16 protein-coding genes and 1 pseudogene are annotated in these 19,421 nt (G+C 58.9%); 7 read left to right on the top strand and 10 right to left on the bottom strand.

Annotated features, from left to right (window positions below; genetic code table 11):
- Positions 1 to 93: 93 nt before the first annotated feature.
- Positions 94 to 2,202, top strand: a complete 2,109-nt coding sequence (locus tag GJU48_RS05495; RefSeq protein ID WP_094952846.1) for a molybdopterin oxidoreductase family protein — start codon at positions 94 to 96, stop codon at positions 2,200 to 2,202.
- Positions 2,203 to 2,288: 86 nt separating this feature from the next.
- Complete coding sequence (grxD, locus tag GJU48_RS05500) at positions 2,289 to 2,627, top strand: Grx4 family monothiol glutaredoxin (protein WP_058421605.1); 339 nt, start codon at positions 2,289 to 2,291, stop codon at positions 2,625 to 2,627.
- Positions 2,628 to 2,709: 82 nt separating this feature from the next.
- Here the strand turns inward: grxD and bfr are convergent, their stop codons facing one another.
- Positions 2,710 to 3,180 (bottom strand): bacterioferritin, encoded by a 471-nt coding sequence (bfr, locus tag GJU48_RS05505; protein ID WP_017738288.1) that lies wholly within the window; start codon positions 3,178 to 3,180, stop codon positions 2,710 to 2,712.
- 201 nt (positions 3,181 to 3,381) lie between these two features.
- Entirely contained in the window at positions 3,382 to 3,600 is a 219-nt protein-coding gene (locus GJU48_RS05510) for a bacterioferritin-associated ferredoxin (protein WP_010564137.1), read from the bottom strand.
- Positions 3,601 to 3,844: 244 nt separating this feature from the next.
- Here GJU48_RS05510 and GJU48_RS05515 point away from each other — a divergent pair, with 244 nt between their 5' ends.
- The gene (locus GJU48_RS05515; protein ID WP_003172097.1) at positions 3,845 to 4,447 is read left to right on the top strand and encodes a peroxiredoxin; all 603 of its coding nucleotides are present in this window, start codon (positions 3,845 to 3,847) and stop codon (positions 4,445 to 4,447) included.
- A gap of 67 nt (positions 4,448 to 4,514) precedes the next feature.
- Here GJU48_RS05515 and rnt read toward each other — a convergent pair.
- Both rnt and pyrC read right to left on the bottom strand, forming a co-directional pair.
- Positions 4,515 to 5,174 (bottom strand): annotated as a pseudogene (rnt, locus tag GJU48_RS05520) (ribonuclease T); the annotation flags it as partial.
- Entirely contained in the window at positions 5,171 to 6,217 is a 1,047-nt protein-coding gene (pyrC, locus tag GJU48_RS05525; protein WP_094952847.1) for a dihydroorotase, read from the bottom strand. The pseudogene rnt and the gene pyrC, both read right to left, overlap by 4 nt.
- A gap of 156 nt (positions 6,218 to 6,373) precedes the next feature.
- Between pyrC and GJU48_RS05530 the strand changes: the two genes are divergently transcribed.
- The 3 genes from GJU48_RS05530 to GJU48_RS05540 all read left to right on the top strand — a co-directional run bounded on the left by GJU48_RS05530 (position 6,374) and on the right by GJU48_RS05540 (position 9,910).
- Entirely contained in the window at positions 6,374 to 7,282 is a 909-nt protein-coding gene (locus GJU48_RS05530) for a flagellar protein MotY (protein ID WP_094952848.1), read from the top strand.
- Between the two features lie 142 nt (positions 7,283 to 7,424).
- Complete coding sequence (locus GJU48_RS05535; RefSeq protein ID WP_017738284.1) at positions 7,425 to 8,642, top strand: argininosuccinate synthase; 1,218 nt, start codon at positions 7,425 to 7,427, stop codon at positions 8,640 to 8,642.
- Positions 8,643 to 9,277: 635 nt separating this feature from the next.
- Positions 9,278 to 9,910 (top strand): response regulator transcription factor, encoded by a 633-nt coding sequence (locus GJU48_RS05540; protein ID WP_094952849.1) that lies wholly within the window; start codon positions 9,278 to 9,280, stop codon positions 9,908 to 9,910.
- Between the two features lie 82 nt (positions 9,911 to 9,992).
- Here GJU48_RS05540 and GJU48_RS05545 read toward each other — a convergent pair whose 3' ends face one another.
- The 4 genes from GJU48_RS05545 to metG form a co-directional block, all read right to left on the bottom strand.
- Entirely contained in the window at positions 9,993 to 10,172 is a 180-nt protein-coding gene (locus GJU48_RS05545) for a PA3496 family putative envelope integrity protein (RefSeq protein WP_083359900.1), read from the bottom strand.
- Positions 10,173 to 10,279: 107 nt separating this feature from the next.
- Entirely contained in the window at positions 10,280 to 10,918 is a 639-nt protein-coding gene (gene nth / locus GJU48_RS05550; RefSeq protein WP_094952850.1) for an endonuclease III, read from the bottom strand.
- Positions 10,919 to 11,020: 102 nt separating this feature from the next.
- Entirely contained in the window at positions 11,021 to 12,184 is a 1,164-nt protein-coding gene (rsxB, locus tag GJU48_RS05555; RefSeq protein ID WP_094952851.1) for an electron transport complex subunit RsxB, read from the bottom strand.
- A 206-nt stretch (positions 12,185 to 12,390) separates the two neighbouring features.
- A complete protein-coding gene (gene metG, locus GJU48_RS05560; protein ID WP_094952852.1) occupies positions 12,391 to 14,442 on the bottom strand; it encodes a methionine--tRNA ligase in 2,052 nt (683 codons plus the stop codon).
- A gap of 172 nt (positions 14,443 to 14,614) precedes the next feature.
- Here metG and apbC point away from each other — a divergent pair, with 172 nt between their 5' ends.
- Complete coding sequence (apbC, locus tag GJU48_RS05565; RefSeq protein WP_094952853.1) at positions 14,615 to 15,709, top strand: iron-sulfur cluster carrier protein ApbC; 1,095 nt, start codon at positions 14,615 to 14,617, stop codon at positions 15,707 to 15,709.
- 497 nt (positions 15,710 to 16,206) lie between these two features.
- Here the strand turns inward: apbC and fdxA are convergent, their stop codons facing one another.
- Both fdxA and mutS read right to left on the bottom strand, forming a co-directional pair.
- Positions 16,207 to 16,530, bottom strand: a complete 324-nt coding sequence (gene fdxA, locus GJU48_RS05570) for a ferredoxin FdxA (protein WP_094952854.1) — start codon at positions 16,528 to 16,530, stop codon at positions 16,207 to 16,209.
- Between the two features lie 142 nt (positions 16,531 to 16,672).
- Positions 16,673 to 19,264 carry a DNA mismatch repair protein MutS gene (mutS, locus tag GJU48_RS05575; RefSeq protein WP_094952855.1) on the bottom strand — a complete coding sequence of 864 codons (2,592 nt, stop codon included), beginning with the start codon at positions 19,262 to 19,264 and terminating at the stop codon, positions 16,673 to 16,675.
- Between the last annotated feature and the right edge of the window lie 157 nt (positions 19,265 to 19,421).

A 19,421-nucleotide genomic window follows, 5' to 3' on the forward strand; every position in this document is an offset into this window, starting at 1 on the left:
GCCTGATGCTTGTCGATTCACAGCACTGACGTTGCTGGCACCCGCATCGGTCGCGGCCCATAGTGATGCCAAAGCCCAATAAAGAGACTGGCCATGACCAAGACTCTCCACCACCGTGCCTGCCATCTGTGTGAAGCCATCTGCGGCCTGACCCTGGAAACCACTCAGGCCGACGACGGCAGCCTGGCGATCACCTCGATCAAGGGCGACCCATTGGATACCTTCAGCCGTGGGCACATCTGCCCCAAGGCCGTGGCGCTGCAGGATATCCAGAATGACCCGGACCGCCTGCACCAGCCCATGTTGCGGGTGGGCAGTGAATGGCAGCCGATCCCGTGGGATGAGGCTTTCACGCTGGTCGCCGAGCGGCTGGCGGGCATTCAGGCCCGCCATGGGCAAAACGCGGTGGCGGTGTACCAAGGCAATCCCAGTGTGCACAACTATGGGCTGATGACCCACAGCAATTACTTCCTTGGCCAGCTCAAGACACGCAATCGGTTTTCCGCGACCTCGGTGGACCAGTTGCCCCATCACCTCACCAGCCACTTGATGTACGGCCACGGCCTGTTGCTGCCGATCCCGGATATCGATCACACCGACTTCATGCTGATCCTGGGCGGCAACCCGCTGGCGTCCAACGGCAGCATCATGACCGTGCCCGATGTGGAGAAGCGCCTCAAGGCCATCCAGGCGCGGGGCGGCAAAGTGGTGGTGGTCGATCCACGGCGCAGCGAAACGGCGGCGATAGCTGATCAGCATCTGTTCGTGCGGCCCGGTGGCGATGCGGCGCTGCTGTTCGGGCTGCTCAACACCTTGTTTACCGAGAACCTGACGCGTGAGAGCCATTTGCCGGTTGAAGGCCTTGAGGACGTGCGCCGCGCGATCGCCGGGTTCACCGCTGAGGCCATGAGCCGCCAATGTGCAGTGCCTGCCGAGCAGATCCGCCAGTTGGCGCGGGACTTTGCTGCGGCGGACAAGGCCGTGTGTTACGGGCGCATGGGCGTATCGACCCAGGCGTTTGGCACCTTGTGTCATTGGCTGGTGCAACTGATCAACCTGGTGACGGGTAACCTCGACCGAGTGGGCGGTGCACTGTGCACCAGCCCGGCGGTGGATCTGGTGGCCTCCACCGGAGGCGGGCATTTCAATCGCTGGCAGAGTCGTGTGTCCGGGCGCCCGGAATATGGCGGCGAGTTGCCGGTGTCAGCCTTGGCGGAAGAAATGCTCACCGAAGGCGAAGGGCAGATCCGCGCCTTGGTGACTGTGGCCGGCAACCCGGTGTTGTCGACGCCTAATGGTCGGCAGTTGGAACAAGCCTTGGACGGATTGGAGTTCATGGTCAGCATCGACCTCTATATCAACGAGACCACGCGCTACGCCGACCTGATCCTGCCGTCCACGTCGGCGCTGGAAAACGACCACTACGACACCACCTTCAATATGTTCGCCGTGCGTAACGTCACCCGCTTCAACCGCGCGATCCTGCCTAAGCCTGCGGGCGCGCTGCACGACTGGGAGATCTTTGTCGGCCTGGCCAAGGCCTTTGCGGCGCAGACGGGCGTGGCGCTTAAACCGACCATGGCACCGGCGCAGATGATCGACTTCGGGTTGCGCGCGGGGGCTTACGGTGATGCCTCTGATCACAAATTGTCGGTGGCAATGCTGGCGGATCATCCCCATGGCGTGGACTTGGGCCCGCTTAAGCCCAACCTTGCCGCGCGCATGAAAACCGTCAGCGGCCAGGTGCAGGCGGCGCCTGCAGTCATACTCGCTGACTTGGCGCGCTTCGCCTCGCAACCTGGGCCTGAGGTGGATGAGCTGCTGCTGATCGGCCGCCGCCATGTGCGCAGCAACAACTCGTGGATGCATAACTATCACCGCCTGGTGAAGGGCAAGCCGCGCCATCAGCTGCATATGCACCCCGATGACCTGGCCAGCCGGCAGTTGAGTGATGGGCAGCGCGTGCGCGTGAGCTCGCGCATCGGCATGATCGAAGTGGAAGTGGTGGCCAGCCTGGACATGATGCGCGGCGTGGTCAGCCTGCCTCATGGCTGGGGCCACGGGCGCCCGGGCGTGCAGATGACGATTGCCAGCGGGCAGCCGGGGGCGAGTGCCAATGACCTCACCGACGAGCGGCAGTTGGACGAGTTATCCGGCAACGCCGCGTTGAACGGCGTGCCGGTGCAGGTAGCCGCTGCCTAAGGAGCCCGACCACCGGGCTGGAATTTTGCGTTACAATGCGCCACCGTGCCGACCTGTGAGTCGCAAAGTTCCAGCCGAGGTGTTCCATGGATATCATCGAAACGATCAAAGAGCAGATTGCCAACAACACCATTCTGCTTTACATGAAGGGCGCGCCAAACGCTCCTCAGTGCGGTTTCTCCGCGAAGGCTTCCCAGGCCATCATGGCGTGTGGCGAGAAGTTCGCTTACGTGGATATCCTGCAAAACCCTGAAATCCGCGCCAACCTGCCGAAGTACGCCAACTGGCCAACCTTCCCACAACTGTGGGTAGCGGGTGAGCTGGTCGGCGGCAGCGACATCATCACTGAGATGGCTGCGGATGGTTCGTTGCAAGCGTTGATCAAAGAAGCAGCGGTAAACGCGGCAGCTAAGACTGACGCTTGATCCTGTGTAGAGTCGGCCTGCAATAAAAAGCCCCGCTTCTCGAAAGAGAGCGGGGCTTTTTTGTAGCCGGTAGAACTACGGGTTATTCACCCATCTGCGATTGCAGGTAGTTTTCCAGGCTGACTTTGTCGATCAGGCCCAGCTGGGTTTCCAGCCAGTCGATGTGTTCTTCCTGGTCTTCCAGGATATCTTCCAGCAGTTCACGGCTGCCGAAGTCGCCCTTGGTTTCGCAGTGAGCAATGGCGGCCTTGAGGTCGCTGTGGCTCTTCTGTTCGAACTTCAGGTCGCTGCTGATCATTTCCTGGGTGTGCTCGCCGATGTTCAGCTTGCCCAGGTCCTGCACGTTCGGCAGGCCTTCCAGGAACAGGATGCGCTTGATCAGCGCGTCTGCGTCCTTCATCGCCTTGATCGATTCTTTGTACTCACGCTTACCGAGCTTTTCCAGGCCCCAATCGTCATACATGCGTGCATGCAGAAAGTACTGATTGATCGCGACCAGTTCATTGGCAAGGATTTTGTTGAGTTGCTGGATGACTGAGATGTCGCCTTTCATGACTGGGGTCCTGCCCTGTAATAGCTGCGTATAGGGCGGAGTTTGAGCGGCGAAAACGCTAGTGTCAAACCTAAGTTATTGAATAATAAATGAAAATTAATCGGAATAAGAATGTTTGTGTTCCGCGTCTTGGCGCTAACTAATTGAATTGCAGGCATAAAAAAACCGGACGCTAAGTCCGGTTCTTCAAAACACGCCTATTTAAGCGTGCGTAAATTCTGCTGAGTAGGGGAGCGCGGCCTGGGCTGTTTGCAGCTGCGTCAGGGTTTCCCGTACCACTTGCTTGGCGAGGCAAGCACATTTACCACACTGGCTGGCAACGCCGGTGGTTTCACGTACTTCCTTGTAGCTGCAGCAACCTTCATAGATTGCTTCGCGGATTTGTCCGTCGGTGACGCCAGTGCAGAGGCAGACATACATAAGGGAGAACCATCGCGGGTTTAAGGCTTAAGTGCGATGGATCTTAATGTTAACGAGAATGATTGTCAAAGTAGATTCGTAGGGTATTGCTGGGTGCTGCCGGCGCGCTGACGAACGGTTTTTTCAGTGTATGATGGTCGGTCTTCACGAAGCGTGACTGCGTCACAGGGCTGTCGCTTATCTGCGCCAGACTTGGGCCGGTCCTTTTACTTCAATCGTCACCCCCTACATCAGGAGATAACCAATGAGCGTACTCGTCGGCAAACAAGCCCCGGATTTCGACGTACCAGCTGTCCTTGGCAATGGCGAAATCGTAGACAGCTTCAAACTGTCTGAAGCCATCAAAGGCAAATACGGCCTGGTGTTTTTCTACCCGCTGGACTTCACCTTCGTCTGCCCTTCGGAGCTGATCGCTCTGGACCACCGCATGGACGATTTCAAGGCGCGCAACGTTGAAGTGGTAGCCGTTTCTATCGACTCCCATTTCACCCACAACGCCTGGCGCAACACCGCCATCAATGATGGCGGCATCGGCAAAGTCAAATACACCATGGCTGCCGACATGAAGCACGACATCGCCAAGGCCTACGACGTTGAGTCCGAAGGCGGCGTGGCCTTCCGTGGCGCGTTCCTGATCGACGACAAGGGCGTTGTGCGCTCGCAGATCATCAACGACCTGCCGCTGGGCCGTAACATGGAAGAGCTGATCCGTCTGGTTGACGCCCTGCAATTCCACGAAGAGCACGGCGAAGTCTGCCCTGCCAACTGGAAAAAAGGCGACAAAGGCATGAACGCTTCGCCAGAAGGCGTTGCGGCTTACCTGACCGAGAACGCTGGCAAGCTGTAAGCCACGTTCGAAGCAAAAAAAACCGGCCTGAAATGGCCGGTTTTTTTTTGCGTGGGAACCCGTGGAAATCTTCCCAGCCGCCCATCTGCTTCCACCGGTTGACGATGCCGCAGAACAGCTCGGCAGTCTTCTCGGTGTCGTAGCGAGCCGAGTGAGCCTCACGGCCGTCAAAGTCGATACCGGCTGCCTGGCAGGCTTTCGCCAACACGGTCTGGCCATACGCCAAGCCTGCGAGGGTCGCCGTGTCGAAGCTGGAGAACGGGTGAAACGGGTTACGCTTCATGTCCAGCCGCGTCACGGCGGCATTCAGGAAGCCCAGGTCGAAGCTGCTGTTGTGGCCGACCAGGATCGCGCGTTTGCAGCCATTGGCCTTCAACGCCTTGCGCACGCCACGGAAGATATCGGTCAGCGCCGCTTCTTCACTCACCGCCATACGCAGCGGGTGATCGAGCTTGATACCGGTGAATTCCAAAGCGGCTGCTTCGATGTTCGCGCCTTCAAACGGCTCGACGCGGAAGAAGTGGGTGTGCTCCGGGAACACAAAACCCTGTTCATCCATGCCGATGGTGGTCGCGGCAATTTCCAGCAAGGCGTCGGTGGCGCAGTTGAAACCACCGGTTTCTACGTCGATGACAACCGGCAGATAGCCGCGAAACCGCTCGGCCATTGGGTGACGGGAACCGCCACCACTGTGCTCGTGTTCGTCATCGTAATGGTCTTCACTCACTTGCTTTCCTCCAGCAGGCGCCAGCGCAGTGTTTCACCGGCGCGCAGCGGGATAACAGTCAGCTCGCCAAACGGCAGGCTGGCAGGGGCGGTCCAGTCTTCACGAACCAGGGTAATGCGGTCGGTATTCGCCGGCAGGCCGTAGAAACGCGGGCCATTGAGGCTGGCGAAGCCTTCGAGTTTGTCCAGGGCATTGCGCGCCTCGAACGCTTCGGCGTACAGCTCGATCGCCGCATAAGCGGTGTAGCAACCGGCACAGCCACACGCGGCTTCTTTGGCGTGTTGGGCGTGGGGCGCGGAATCGGTGCCGAGGAAGAATTTCGGGCTGCCGCTGGTGGCGGCATCCAGCAAGGCCACTTGGTGGGTGTTGCGCTTGAGGATCGGCAGGCAATAGAAGTGCGGCCGAATCCCGCCCACCAGCATGTGGTTGCGGTTGTAGAGCAAATGATGCGCGGTGATGGTCGCACCGACGTTGGCCGAAGCCTCGGTGACAAACTGCACGGCGTCAGCGGTGGTGATGTGTTCGAACACCACTTTGAGCGTCGGGAACAGTTCGACCACACGGCGCATGTGCTCGTCGATGAAGATTTTTTCGCGATCAAACACGTCCACATCGCCACGGGTGACTTCCCCGTGGATCAGCAGCGGCATGCCGACTTCAGCCATGGCTTCGATCGCCGGCAGGATCTTGTCGATACTGGTCACGCCGGAGTCGGAGTTGGTGGTCGCGCCCGCCGGGTACAGCTTGGCGGCGTGCACGAAACCGGTGGCCTTGGCCTGGCGAATTTCTTCAGGCTGGGTGCGGTCGGTGAGGTAGAGCACCATCAACGGTTCGAAGCGGCTGCCGGCCGGCCGTGCAGCGAGGATGCGCTGGCGATAGGCGTCGGCCTCAGCGGCATTACGCACCGGAGGTACCAGGTTAGGCATGATAATCGCGCGGCCAAACGTGCGCGCTACATCGGCCACGGTTTGGGGTAACGCAGCACCATCGCGAAGATGAATATGCCAGTCGTCGGGACGCAGCAGGGTCAGGCGGTCGGACATTGGGGATTCCAGGCGGGTCAATCTGGTGGGAATGCTACCGGAAAAGACTCTTGCAGGCACTCGCTATCAAGTTTTGCAGCAGGTGTCCGATATCCCTGGGTATGCCTTAACGACGTATGACGCTTTGAAGTGTTGTAGAAACCAGTGGAGCCGCCCGTGCGCCAGCATTATCTAGCCCTGCTCAGTGTGTTCGCCAGCCTGCCTGCGATGGCACTCACATTCCAGACACGCCTGGAGAACATTGAGTGGAAGGTGGAAGGTGACCAATTCGAGTGCCGCCTGACCCAGCCGATCACCGATTTCGGCTCGGGTGAGTTCGTGCGTCGGGCCGGCGAGCAGGCGACCTTTCGCCTGAAAGCCTACAACGGCTCCCTGGGCGCGGGCTCGGCAACCTTATTGGCTGCCGCTGCGCCCTGGCAGCCGGGCCGCGGTGATATCAACCTCGGCGCCGTGCGTGCCGGCAGTGGCGATGTACTCTTCAACAGCTCCCAGGCCCAGGCCGGGCGGTTGTTCACGGGGTTGCTGGAAGGGCGCAGCCCCACCGTGCGGCATTACGGGCGTGAAGGCGGCTACTCGGAAATCCGTCTGTTGCCGGTAAAATTCAACAAGGCTTACAACGACTATCAAGTGTGTACCACCAAGCTGTTGCCGATGAATTACGACCAGGTCAAACAGACCGAAGTCGGCTTCCCCGGCGGTGGAATTGAGCTGGACGCGGCCGCCAAAAAGAGGCTGGACGTGATTCTTGCGTTCATGAAAGCCGACCCCACGGTCAACCACGTCGAGTTGAATGGCCATTCGGACAACAGCGGCAACCGCCTGACTAACCGTGATGTTTCAAGGCGTCGTGCGCTGGCGGTCATGGACTACTTCAAGGCCAACGGCATCCAGGAATCGCAGATCACGATGCGGTTCCACGGTGAAAGTTACCCACTGGCGCCCAACACCAATGCCGCCAACCGCGCGCGCAACCGTCGCGTGAATATTCAGCTCGAACGCGTGGCAGCCCCCGAGAAACCGGCGCCGCAGGCCACAGGCCCGAGTAACCCCGCACACACGTCATAAAGTGCAGCCATAAGGTGCGACCATCGGTCGCCCGTTCGACATAATCTGTCGCTTTATCTTCATTTGCTGTCGCGCCTCTGTAAATTCACGGTTTTGGTCGGTAGAATCGACGGCTTTCCGTACAACCCCGTGGAGTGATGGCATGGCCGACGTAAACAAGGTCGTTCTCGCGTATTCCGGCGGCCTGGACACTTCGGTGATCCTCAAGTGGCTGCAGGATACTTATAACTGTGAAGTGGTGACCTTCACCGCTGACCTGGGTCAGGGCGAAGAGGTCGAACCTGCACGTGCCAAGGCGCAAGCCATGGGCGTGAAAGAGATCTACATTGACGACCTGCGCGAAGAATTCGTCCGCGATTTCGTCTTCCCGATGTTTCGCGCCAACACCGTCTACGAAGGCGAGTACCTGCTGGGTACTTCCATCGCGCGTCCGCTGATCGCCAAACGCTTGATCGAAATCGCCAACGAAACCGGCGCCGACGCCATTTCCCATGGCGCTACCGGCAAGGGTAACGACCAGGTGCGTTTCGAGCTGGGTGCCTACGCACTCAAACCCGGCGTGAAAGTGATTGCCCCTTGGCGCGAATGGGACCTGCTGTCCCGTGAAAAGCTGATGGATTACGCTGAAAAGCACGCAATCCCGATCGAGCGTCACGGCAAGAAGAAGTCCCCGTACTCGATGGACGCCAACTTGCTGCACATCTCCTATGAAGGCGGCGTGCTGGAAGACACCTGGACCGAGCACGAAGAAGACATGTGGAAATGGACCGTCTCCCCGGAGAACGCGCCCGACAAACCACAGTACCTGGAACTGACCTACCGCAACGGCGACATCGTCGCGCTGGACGGCGTCGAAATGACCCCGGCCACCGTGCTGGCGACCCTGAACCGCATCGGTGGTGAACACGGTATCGGCCGTCTCGACATCGTTGAGAACCGTTACGTGGGCATGAAGTCCCGTGGCTGCTACGAAACCCCGGGCGGCACCATCATGCTGCGCGCTCACCGCGCCATCGAGTCCATCACCCTGGACCGCGAAGTGGCTCACCTCAAAGACGAGCTGATGCCTAAGTACGCCAGCCTGATCTACACCGGCTACTGGTGGAGCCCTGAGCGTCTGATGCTGCAACAGATGATCGATGCCTCCCAGGCCCACGTGAACGGCGTTGTGCGCCTGAAACTGTACAAGGGTAACGTGATCGTTACCGGTCGCAAGTCCGATGAGTCGCTGTTCGACGCCAACATCGCCACCTTCGAAGAAGATGGCGGCGCTTACAATCAGGCGGACGCAGCAGGCTTCATCAAGTTGAATGCCTTGCGTATGCGCATCGCTGCCAACAAGGGTCGTAAGCTGTTCTGAGTGACCTCTCGTTGTAAAAAGTGGCCCCTTGTTTAAGGGGCCATTTTTTTTGCCTGCATATTCAACGCGCTAGCCGCACTACAACGCAGTGTTTAAAAGTTGTTTGGCAAATGTTTATCGGAGTTCAGATTGGAAGTTATTGGATTGTATTTTTGTTTTGGAATTTTGTTTTACGTGCATGAATGAATTTTTAACACCTGACATAGGAACTATGTCTTACAGAAGATTCACTATGTACCTGAGAATGGTATGCAAGATGATGAAAATTCTGTAGGAATTAAGGATGTTAGAAAATATGTTGGATGGAACTAAAAGAGTAGGAGTTTTCTCACCTGTTCATTCGCCTGGCAGCGGCACGCAATGGGTATTTCCTGAAAGTCATGTGCGTTACGTTTACCTTGCGTCTCAACGGCTGCGGATATTTCACTCAGAATATGTATGCCGCCGGAAAGGTCTGAAAGTCTCCGTAAAAGCGGACACGTCTGAGTTAGTGTTTTTTTGTAGGCCAATTCCTATATCGTTGTGGGTTGGGTCTCTGCTTGCTGTTGCTTGGGGTGGAACGGTATGCCAACTAGGAAACGACTAGGCTATTGTGCTTACTCTAAATAATTCGAACAGCGAAATTGGACTTTCTCATGAATAAAGTGCTGATCGTGGATGATCATCCCGTCATTCGTCTTGCTGTGCGCATGCTAATGGAGCGTCATGGTTATGAAGTCGTTGCCGAGACTGATAACGGCGTCGATGCGTTGCAACTTGCGCGCGAGCATGTGCCTGATATTGTCATACTGGATATCGGTATCCCCAAACTCGATGGCCTGGAAGTTATTTGCCGCCTGGCCTCTACCAAGCAGGCCACGCCTGTCAAGGTGTTGGTGCTGACGTCGCAGGCGCCCGGGCATTTTTCCATGCGCTGCATGCAGGCGGGGGCGGCTGGGTACGTGTGCAAGCAGCAGGACCTGACTGAGTTGTTGAGCGCCATCAAGGCGGTGCTCTCCGGCTACAGCTATTTCCCTAACCAGGCACTCAACTCCGTGCGCTCCACCATGGGTAACGCCAGTGAAGCGGATATGGTCGAGCGCTTGTCGGGTCGAGAGATGATGGTGTTGCAGCAACTGGCGCGTGGCAAAACCAACAAGGAGATCGCCGACGGCATGTTCCTGAGCAACAAGACGGTCAGTACCTATAAGACGCGTCTGCTACTCAAGCTCAATGCACGTTCGCTCGTGGATCTTATCGAGCTGGCCCAGCGCAACGGCCTCGTATAAGGAGGGCGTCGTCCCAGACGAGCTCGTACAACCGGCAAAAAAAAGCCTCCGTCAGGGAGGCTTCCGGTCGCCAACGGCTCGATCAGAGATCGAAGTCGTAATCGGCCAGCTGTTTTTGCAAGCGTCGCTCTTCCAGAAGGTTATCGATGGTGCGGCGTTTGCTTAAATTGGTCTTGGCCACCTCTGCAACGGGGGCTTCCCCGTCGTCATCCGCTTCAACGAGGTCGTCTTCTACATCCAGTTGTTCTTTGCCAGTGCTCATAAGGTTAACTCCAGGCTAAGACTGCCGTTGGCGCTCCTTATAACGATAATCCATGAAAGGGTAAAAAAGATTTTTTCAATCGACTGATCGAGAAAACCAATGAACCCTCAATCGTCGGATGTCTTGTCCTTGTATTCGCACAGGTCTTCGATGCGGCAGCTCCCGCAGCGAGGTTTGCGCGCCTGGCAAACGTAGCGCCCGTGAAGAATCAGCCAATGGTGGGAATCGAGCAAATACGGCTTGGGCACGAATTTCATCAGCTGCTTTTCCACCTCCACCACGTTTTTGCCGCGAGCAATACCGGTTCGGTTGCTGACGCGGAAAATATGCGTGTCCACCGCCATGGTCAGCTGCCGAAACGCGGTGTTGAGCACCACGTTAGCGGTTTTACGGCCTACGCCGGGGAGGGCTTCCAGGGCTTCGCGGGTTTGTGGCACCTCGCTGCCGTGCAACTCCACGAGCAGGCGGCAGGTCTCGATGACATTCTTGGCCTTGCTGTTGTATAGGCCGATGGTCTTGATGTATTCGGACAACCCGGCCACGCCCAAGGCATAGATGGCCTCTGGCGTATTGGCTACTGGATACAGTTTGGCCGTGGCCTTGTTGACGCCAACGTCCGTGGATTGGGCCGACAGAATCACCGCAATCAGCAACTCGAACGGCGAGGAGTAAGCCAGCTCGGTCTTGGGTTCTGGATTGTCTTCGTGAAACCTGCGGAAAATTTCCAGGCGTTTTGCGGCGTTCATGGGGCAGGCATTTCCTTGCAGACGGTCAACGTGGTTTCAAAAGTGAGTGCAGGCTTGGCAGGATAAACCATCGCCACCACGCCCGGCAGCGCCTGTGGTGGATCAACCGCCGGTGTGGGCGTCCACTTGGCGCTGCGCTTCATCCAGCTTGTGTTGTGCGGCATTCAGCTCATCCACGCTGGCGCCCGGTTGGCGTTGCAACTTGCTCACATCGGCCCGTGCATAAGCCAGGGCGGTTTTGAGTTGGCGCAGTCTGGCGTCGATGGGGCGCTTTTCAACACGCTGCAAGTCGGGTCGTGGCTGCTCGCTGGCAGCTTCTGCGTCATGCAAGGTTTGCTCGGCAGTGGCCAGTGCAGCATTCAAGGTGGCCAGTTGCTGTTCGTCAGCGTTCTGGTCCTGAGCCTTTTTTAACGCGGCGCGGCGCATGGCTAGCTGGATTTTCGCACGCTTGAGTTCAGGGTCTTTCAGGGTTGGCGGTGGCGGCGGATTGCCCACCTCCAGTGCACTGAGCGCCTGCTCCGCTGCTTCGAACTGTTGCTGCAGAACAATCAGCTGCGACTGTTGCTCAGAGGTCGGCGGGTGACCAAACGCCTTCAGTGACTTATGCAGTTGGGCCCGACTCATCGCGACCGTGATTTTGGCTTTCTTGACGGCTGCATCCCTGGCCGCCTGAGCGGTGTCAGCGTGCACGGGCGCAACAGGCAGTGAGCGCTTGGCGCGTGCAAGGCGTTCGGCGAGCCTGTGTGCTTCTTCCCGTTGCAGCCGCGTATTGCGTTGCTCAAAGCGTCGCCGCGCACGATCGCGCTTGAGGCCACGCTCGTGGCGCTGGTGATCACTGGCCGCCAGGTCGCCCACAATCGGCAGCACGCTGGCCGCTGGGCGCATCTCAATGCAATCGACAGGGCAGGGCGCGACGCACAGGTCGCAACCGGTGCACTCATCCATGATGACGGTGTGCATCAATTTGGCGGCGCCAACAATCGCATCCACCGGGCAGGCCTGGATGCATTTGGTGCAGCCGATGCACTCGGCCTCGCGGATATAGGCGACCAGGGCTGGGGCTTCACCTCGGCTGGTGTCCAGTTCCAGCACTGGCACACGCAGTAATTGCGCAAGGCCCGCGATGGTTTCCTGCCCACCGGGCGGGCACTTGTTGATCGCCTCGCCAAGCGCGATGCCCTCGGCGTAAGGCTTGCAGCCAGGGTGCCCGCACTTGCCGCATTGGGTCTGCGGCAGCAGCGCGTCGATACGTTGAATCAGCGTCATGGGGTGATCATTGGCATGCCGGTTGAACAAACAGGGCCGGTTGGGGTGAGCCCGCTGGTTGTGGCAGATGGGCTTGTTGTGGCGAGCCCGCTTACTGTGGCGAGCGGGGCTGTCGTGGGAGCGGGCGTTCTATCTGCAGGAACAAGGTGCCTGGTTTAGGGCCGCTGCGCAGCCCAATACGGGGCAAGCCCGCTCGCCACCTAGTTTTACTTGATCCGTTGCCCCGGCTTCGCGCCGCTGTCCGGGCTCAGCAGGTAGATTTCTTCACCACCAGGGCCAGCCGCCATCACCATGCCTTCGGAAATGCCGAACTTCATTTTCCGTGGCTTGAGGTTGGCGATCATCATGGTCAGCCGACCATCGAGCTTGGACGGGTCCGGGTAAGCGCTCTTGATCCCGGAGAACACGTTGCGTTGCTCATCACCGATGTCCAGTGTCAGGCGCAGCAGCTTGTCGGCACCCTCCACGGCTTCGGCCTTGATGATCAGCGCGACGCGCAGGTCCACGGCGGCAAAGGCGTCGAAGTCGATTTCCGGGGAGAGCGGGTCTTTGGCCAGTTCGCCGTTGCCGGCAGGTGCAGATTCGCCGGTGTCGGTCTGGCTGGCGACCAGGTCTTCTTTCGAAGCATCGGTCATCGCCTGCACCTTGATCGGGTCGATACGGGTCATCAGCGGCTTGAACTCATTCAACGGGTGGTTGCTGAGCAAGGTGGTGTGGTCGTTCCAAGTCAGCGGCGCGACGTTGAGGAACGCCTCGGCGTCGGCAGCCAGCAATGGCAGCACCGGCTTGAGGAAGATCACCAACTGGCGGAACAGGTTGACGCCCGTGGCGCAGATCGCCTGGACTTCAGCCTGCTTGCCTTCCTGCTTGTTCAGCGACCATGGTGCCTTGTCGGCGATCCAGGCGTTGGCACGGTCGGCCAGGCCCATGATCTCGCGCATGGCACGGGCGAAGTCGCGGGCTTCATAGGCGTCGGCAATGTTTGGCGCGGCGGCCAGGAACGCTTCGGTCAGTTCCGGCGCAGCGTTTTCGGCCACCAGCAGGCCGGCATTGCCCTTGTGGATAAACCCGGCGCAACGGCTGGCGATGTTGACGACTTTGCCCACCAGGTCCGAGTTGACCTTTTGTACGAAGTCTTCCAGGTTCAGGTCGAGGTCGTCGACGCCACGGCCCAGCTTGGACGCGTAGTAGTAGCGCAGGTATTCCGGCGACAGATGGTCGAGGTAGGTGCGCGCCTTGATAAAGGTGCCACGCGACTTGGACATCTTCTGGCCGTTGACCGTCAGGTAGCCGTGCACGGCAATGCCGGTTGGCTTGCGGTAACCCGAACCTTCGAGCATCGCCGGCCAGAACAGCGCGTGGAAGTTGACGATGTCCTTGCCGATGAAGTGGTACAGCTCGGCGGTGGAGTCCTTGGCCCAGAACGCGTCGAAATCCAGCTCCGGAGTGCGGTCGCAGAGGTTCTTGAAGCTGGCCATGTAGCCGATCGGCGCGTCCAGCCACACATAGAAGTACTTGCCCGGCTCGTCCGGGATCTCGAAACCGAAGTACGGCGCATCGCGGGAGATGTCCCACTGTTGCAGGCCGGCATCCAGCCACTCGGCGATCTTGTTGGCCACGGCGTCCTGCAGGGTGCCGCTGCGGGTCCAGGTTTGCAGCATCTGCTGGAAATCCGGGAGCTTGAAGAAGAAGTGCTGGGAGTCCTTGAGCACCGGAATGGCGCCGGAGATGGCCGACCTTGGGTTTTTCAGGTCGGTAGGTGCGTAAGTGGCACCGCACTTCTCGCAGTTGTCGCCGTATTGGTCTTCGGTGCCGCATTTCGGGCAGGTGCCCTTGATGAAGCGGTCGGCCAGGAACATTTTCTTTTCCGGGTCGAAATACTGCGTGATCGAGCGCGTGGCAATGTGCCCGGCGTCGCGCAGGCGCGTGTAGATCTGGCTCGACAGCTCGCGGTTTTCGTCGGAGTGGGTCGAGTGGAAATTGTCGAAATCCACCAGGAACTCGGCAAAGTCGGCGCTGTGTTCAGCCTGCACATTGGCGATCAGTTGTTCCGGGGTGATCCCTTCCTTTTCGGCGCGCAACATGATGGCCGATCCGTGGGCGTCGTCTGCGCAGACATAAATGCATTGATTGCCGCGATGCTTCTGGAAGCGCACCCACATATCGGTCTGGATGTACTCAAGCATATGGCCAAGATGGATAGAACCATTGGCATAGGGCAGGGCGCTGGTGACGAGGATCTTGCGTGGCTCTGACATGGGGCTCGGCTACTTGATGAAACGGAGGTCGGCCACTATAAAGCGCCGGGAAATATATTTCACCCCGTGACGCGGTTTCTGAATATTCCCAAGTCTGGAAAGCATGCCGTTGGGCGCCTGGAACGGTTAGGATAGCCGCCTGTTTCAGTCAGTCTTTTTTCGGGAGTAGCCCATGAGCGCCGTCAATCGCGCAGCGGTGGAAGCCGTTCTTCGCCAATACACCGACCCCTATTTGAACCAGGACCCGGTCAGCGCCGGCTGTGTACGCGCCATCGAGGTCCAGGGCGACCAGGTTTCAGTCCAGTTGGAACTGGGTTATGCCGCCGGTCTGTTCAAGAGCGGTTGGGCGCAGATGCTGCAAATGGCCATTGAGGGCTTGGACGGCGTGCGTTCGGCCAAGGTCGACATCCAGTGCGTGATCGCCGCGCACAAGGCCCAGGCGCAGATCCCAGGCCTGGCCAACGTCAAGAACGTGGTCGCCGTGGCGTCCGGCAAGGGCGGCGTGGGTAAATCCACCACGGCCGCCAACCTGGCGCTGGCGCTGGCCCGCGAAGGTGCCCGCGTGGGTATTCTCGACGCCGACATCTACGGCCCCAGCCAAGGCGTGATGTTCGGCATTGCCGAAGGCACCCGACCCAAGGTCAAGGACCAGAAGTGGTTCGTACCGATTGAGTCGATGGGCGTTGAGGTCATGTCCATGGCTTTTCTCACCGATGACAACACGCCGATGGTCTGGCGCGGGCCGATGGTCTCCGGCGCGCTGCTGCAACTGGTCACCCAGACCGCCTGGGGCGACCTGGATTACTTGGTGATCGACATGCCGCCAGGCACCGGCGATATCCAGCTGACCCTGGCGCAGAAAGTCCCGGTGGCCGGCTCGGTGATCGTGACCACGCCCCAGGACCTGGCGCTGCTCGACGCCAGAAAAGGCGTGGAGATGTTCCGCAAGGTCAACATCCCGGTGCTGGGTGTTGTGGAAAACATGGCGGTACACATCTGCTCCAACTGCGGGCATGCCGAGCATCTGTTTGGCGAGGGCGGCGGCGAGAAGCTGGCAACCCAATACGGCGTCGAACTGCTGGCCTCGTTGCCGCTGGCGATGGAAATTCGTGAGCAGGCTGACGGCGGCAAGCCCACTGTGGCGGCCGAGCCCGACGGGCAGCTTGCAATGATCTACCAAGAGTTGGCCCGTCATGTGGGCGCGCGGATCGTCTTGCAAGAAGCAGCAGCGCCGGCAATGCCGACGATTACGGTCAGCGACGACTGATCGGTTTGAAGGAAAACAAGCCTCGACTGTGTCGGGGCTTTTTCATGCCTGAGGATTCGTCAACGGTTTCCAAATACGCATTTACGCAATGGCGCGTGTAAGCATTCGCCTACTTTTGGGTAAGTGTTTGGTTTTTTTACCGCGCGTGTACGTCTTGAATCGGCGAAAGACTTTTCTATCTTATTGAAATTAAACAATTATTTATTTCAATTCGAGTGCTGAAGTCTGTCAGCTCAGCGGTTGGATCCCGTTGAACTTCCCTTGGAAGTCTCTAACATCAGCCCTGTGTCCACGGATTGACACAGCCATCAAGGAACGATGGTTGAAGGAACGTCGCAGGATGCGATTCATCAGGACGATGAAAAGGAATACAGGGACTAGGGAAAAAATGTGGGCGGGTCATACCGCCCCTTTTTTTTGCCTGTAGAAAAGTGAAACTCACCCTGCAGAAACGCAAAAAGGCCCGCAAAGGGCCTTTTTATTGGGCGGCGGCGCGTTTAGCGCTCGAGGTTTGCAATCTTACCTTTCTTGCCATCCCACTCCGCTGCATCAGGCATCGGATCTTTACGCTCAGTGATATTCGGCCAGATTTCCGCCAAATCAACGTTCAACTGAATAAATTCCTGCATCTCTGCCGGGACTTCGTCCTCGGAGAAAATAGCGACGGCCGGGCACTCTGGTTCACACAGGGCGCAGTCGATGCACTCATCCGGGTGGATAACCAGGAAGTTCGGGCCTTCGTAGAAGCAGTCCACCGGACACACTTCGACGCAGTCGGTGTACTTGCACTTGATGCAGTTGTCGGTAACGACGAAGGTCATTTCTAATTCTCTCCTCAGGCGGCGGCAGCGAAACCCCTTGTGGTGGGGTTCGCGAGGTTCGGGAGCGATAGTCTGCAGACCAGGCTAAAAGCCTGCAGCATCCCAAACCGCGCGAGAGTCTACCAGCTTGCAAGCGTCTGCGTTATATCCGAGTCTGCAGTGCATATAACATTTCTAGCGCTTTGCGCGGCGTCAAGCCGTCCAAGTCAAGCTTAGCCAACTCATCCAGCACCGGATGCGGCAAACTGGCGAACATGTCGCTCTGGTGCGGCGCGCTCGGTTTATTGCTGGCTTTAGCTGGGCTTGCCACGGGCATCTCGTGGGGCAAGGCGGTTTCTTCCAGGCGGCTCAGGTGCTCGCGGGCACGGGTGATCACCTCGCTCGGCACACCGGCCAGTTGCGCCACGGCCAGGCCGTAGCTCTGGCTCGCCGGCCCCGGCAGCACGTGGTGCAGGAACACGATGCGCTCGTTGTGCTCGGTGGCATTGAGATGCACGTTAGCCACCAGCGGCTCGTTTTCCGGCAGTACGGTCAGCTCGAAATAGTGCGTGGCAAACAGCGTATAAGCGCGCAGATGCGCCAAGCGCTCGGCCGCCGCCCATGCCAGGGACAGACCATCAAAGGTGCTGGTGCCGCGCCCCACTTCATCCATCAACACCAAGCTGCGTTCGGTGGCGTTGTGCAGGATGTTGGCGGTTTCGCTCATTTCCACCATAAAGGTCGAACGGCCACCAGCCAGGTCATCGCTGGAACCGATCCGGGTGAAAATGCGGTCCACCAGCGACAGCTCGCAACTGGCCGCCGGTACAAAGCTGCCGATATGCGCCAGCAACACGATCAGCGCGGTCTGGCGCATGTAGGTGGATTTACCGCCCATGTTGGGACCGGTGATCACCAGCATGCGGGTATCGTCATCCAGCGACAGGTCGTTGGCAACGAATGGCGTAGTCAACACCTGCTCCACCACCGGGTGGCGCCCCTGCACGATGCGCATGCACGGCTCACTGACAAAGCGCGGGCAGTTCAGGTCGAGGTTCAGCGCGCGCTCAGCGAGGTTGCTCAACACATCCAGTTCCGCCAGGGCGGCGGCGGTGTCTTGCAGTGGCGCCAAACGGCTGATCAAGTCTTCGAGCAAGGCTTCATACAGCATCTTTTCCCGCGCCAGAGCGCGGCTCTTGGCCGACAGTGCCTTGTCTTCAAACTCTTTGAGCTCAGGCGTGATGAAGCGCTCGGCACCTTTAAGGGTTTGACGCCGCTGATAGTCGATCGGCGCCGACTCGGCCTGCTTGCTCGGCAACTCAATAAAGTAGCCGTGCACGCGGTTGTAACCGACTTTCAAGTTGGCCAAGCCCGTGCGAGCTTTTTCGCGGGCTTCCAGGTCAATCAGGAACTGCCCGGCGTTCTCGCTCAGCGATTGCAGCTCATCCAGTTCGGTGTCGTAACCGGTTTTCAGCACGCCGCCGTCACGGATGATCGCCGGCGGGTTGTCGATAATGGCTTTTTCCAACAGCGCCGCGAGGTCCGGGTAAGTGCCGGCCGTCACGGCGAGTTGTTGCAGGTGCGGCGTGTCCAGTTCAGTCATCGCCACTTGCAGTTGCGGCAGCGCGCTCAAGGCATCGCGCAGGCGTGCCAAGTCACGCGGCCGCGCATTACGCAGACCGATCCGCGCCAGGATGCGCTCGATATCACCGATTTCTTTCAGCTGCGGCTGCAGCATTTCAAAGCGATAGCCATCCAGCAGGCAGGTAATAGACGTCTGGCGCGCTTGCAGCACAGTCAGGTCGCGCAGTGGGCGGTTCAACCAACGGGTCAGCAAGCGGCTGCCCATGGCGGTCTGGCAACGGTCGACCACCGATTGCAGCGTGTTATCGCGGCCACCGGCCAGGTTGGTGTCCAACTCCAGGTTGCGACGGCTGGCGCCATCGAGCACCACGGTATCGTCCAGGCGCTCATGGCGCAGGCTGCGCAAATGCGGCAGGGCGGTGCGCTGGGTTTCCTTGGCATAGCCGAGCAAACAACCGGCGGCGCCGATGGCCAGGGTCAGGTTTTCGCAACCGAAACCTTTAAGGTCTTGCACCGAGAATTGCTGGCACAGACTCTTCAGTGCCGAATCACGCTCAAAGTCCCACGGCGCACGACGCTTGGTCCCACGACGCTTCTCCGCTGGCAAGTCCTTAGGCCAATCATCCGGAATCAACAACTCCACCGGGTTGATGCGCTCCAGCTCCGCCAGCAAGTTCTCCCAGCCCTTGATCTCCAGCACGCTGAAATTGCCACTGGTGATGTCCAGCACCGACAGGCCGAACAAACGCTCATCGCCCAACACCGCCGCGATCAAGTTGTCACGACGCTCATCCAGCAACGCCTCATCACTCACCGTGCCCGGCGTAATAATGCGCACCACCTGACGTTCCACCGGCCCCTTGCTGGTCGCCGGGTCGCCGATCTGCTCACAGATCACCACCGACTCGCCCAGCTTCACCAGCTTGACCAAGTAGCCTTCCAACGAATGGTAAGGAATCCCACACATCGGAATCGACTGCCCCGCCGACTGCCCGCGCGCGGTCAAGGTGATGTCCAGCAACTTGGCGGCCTTCTTCGCGTCTTCGTAGAAGATCTCGTAGAAGTCGCCCATGCGATAGAACATCAACTGATCAGGGTGCTGGTTTTTCAGGCGCCAGTACTGCTGCATCATCGGCGTGTGGGAGGACAGATCGGAGGTGTTTTTACTCATTGGATAGTAGGCAAATTCGTTGAAAGTGATGGGGCAAAGGGGGCGCGTGGTCCAGTGTCGATCAGTTGCGCAGCGCGGGCTTCCAAACGACGCAGGTTGGATGTGGGAGCTGTCGAGCCTGGCAGACCGCAGCCCCTGCATCGCTGAAGTTCGAAAG

This window comes from Pseudomonas sp. IB20 (assembly GCF_009707325.1).
Classification (GTDB): Bacteria; Pseudomonadota; Gammaproteobacteria; order Pseudomonadales; family Pseudomonadaceae; genus Aquipseudomonas.

Coding starts and splice junctions, on each gene's coding strand:
- grxD (WP_058421605.1), top strand. CDS start 2,289: ATGGATATCATCGAAACGATCAAAGAGCAGATTGCCAACAACACCATT.
- GJU48_RS05535 (WP_017738284.1), top strand. CDS start 7,425: ATGGCCGACGTAAACAAGGTCGTTCTCGCGTATTCCGGCGGCCTGGAC.
- pyrC (WP_094952847.1), bottom strand. CDS start 6,217: ATGTCCGACCGCCTGACCCTGCTGCGTCCCGACGACTGGCATATTCAT.
- GJU48_RS05545 (WP_083359900.1), bottom strand. CDS start 10,172: ATGAGCACTGGCAAAGAACAACTGGATGTAGAAGACGACCTCGTTGAA.
- bfr (WP_017738288.1), bottom strand. CDS start 3,180: ATGAAAGGCGACATCTCAGTCATCCAGCAACTCAACAAAATCCTTGCC.
- metG (WP_094952852.1), bottom strand. CDS start 14,442: ATGTCAGAGCCACGCAAGATCCTCGTCACCAGCGCCCTGCCCTATGCC.
- nth (WP_094952850.1), bottom strand. CDS start 10,918: ATGAACGCCGCAAAACGCCTGGAAATTTTCCGCAGGTTTCACGAAGAC.
- GJU48_RS05515 (WP_003172097.1), top strand. CDS start 3,845: ATGAGCGTACTCGTCGGCAAACAAGCCCCGGATTTCGACGTACCAGCT.
- GJU48_RS05495 (WP_094952846.1), top strand. CDS start 94: ATGACCAAGACTCTCCACCACCGTGCCTGCCATCTGTGTGAAGCCATC.
- fdxA (WP_094952854.1), bottom strand. CDS start 16,530: ATGACCTTCGTCGTTACCGACAACTGCATCAAGTGCAAGTACACCGAC.
- apbC (WP_094952853.1), top strand. CDS start 14,615: ATGAGCGCCGTCAATCGCGCAGCGGTGGAAGCCGTTCTTCGCCAATAC.
- GJU48_RS05510 (WP_010564137.1), bottom strand. CDS start 3,600: ATGTATGTCTGCCTCTGCACTGGCGTCACCGACGGACAAATCCGCGAA.
- rsxB (WP_094952851.1), bottom strand. CDS start 12,184: ATGACGCTGATTCAACGTATCGACGCGCTGCTGCCGCAGACCCAATGC.
- mutS (WP_094952855.1), bottom strand. CDS start 19,264: ATGAGTAAAAACACCTCCGATCTGTCCTCCCACACGCCGATGATGCAG.
- GJU48_RS05540 (WP_094952849.1), top strand. CDS start 9,278: ATGAATAAAGTGCTGATCGTGGATGATCATCCCGTCATTCGTCTTGCT.